At 73.0% G+C, this 773-nt stretch carries 1 protein-coding gene; it reads right to left on the bottom strand.

Going from position 1 to position 773, the window contains the following annotated elements:
• Positions 1–773: CU044_5270 family protein (locus tag FNX44_RS28430; RefSeq protein ID WP_173019318.1), on the bottom strand; the 773-nt coding region annotated here is incomplete at both ends.

Below are 773 nucleotides of genomic sequence, written 5' to 3'. Positions count from 1 at the left end.
CCTTCCCCCAGTCGCCGTCCTTCAACACGACGGTGCGGTACCCGAGCAGCCGCAGACTCTCCCGGTCGAAGATCCACTCGGTGCGCTCCCCGTCGTGCTCCCGCGCCACCGCGACCCCCTTCCGCCCGAGCGCGTCCGTCGCCTCCGGCACCAGCACCACCCCCGGGATGCGGGCCGCCGCCCGGTACAGCGCGGCGCTCACCCGCGGCGGGCACTCCACCCCGTTCAACAGGTCACCGATCGCCACGAAGGTGCCCTGGTCCGCGCCGAGCGTCGAGTCCGTGCCGGCCCCGTGGTTCAACTCCGCGTCCTCGTAGAACATCTGCAACAGATGCTCCGGATCGGTGGGCAGCGATTCGAGGAAGCGGTACGTCGGATCGACCAGAGTCCCCTTACCCGCGTCGAACGTGTCCTGGCCGCCGCCCGGGTATCGCTCCAGGGTCCGTGCCGAGCCGTCCACCGACTCCCATCGCTCGAGCGACTGGTCGCTCCGGCTCGACTCCATCCTCCCGTCCTCGGAAACCTCGGACAGCACGGCCGCGAAGCCCTCTGTCCTCGTGTAGAGGAACTGCCCGTCGCGGACGACCGGTTCAGGCGCCCGCTGGGCCGCCACCGCGACCCGGTCGAGCAACCGGACGGCGGCCGGCTCCGGCGGCGTGACCGGTGCGACCCGTCCGCCACCTCCCGACACCAGCAGCGAGGCGGCGACGCCGAGCGCGACCGCACACGCCGCGGCCCCGACCACCAGCCCCGCCGGCCGCCGGAACCACCGC

It is taken from the genome of Streptomyces alkaliterrae (assembly GCF_007097205.2).
Lineage (GTDB): Bacteria > Actinomycetota > Actinomycetes > Streptomycetales > Streptomycetaceae > Streptomyces > Streptomyces alkaliterrae.
The sequence above is the reverse complement of the archived record's forward strand: the minus strand, read 5'-3'. Positions and strand labels throughout refer to the sequence as shown.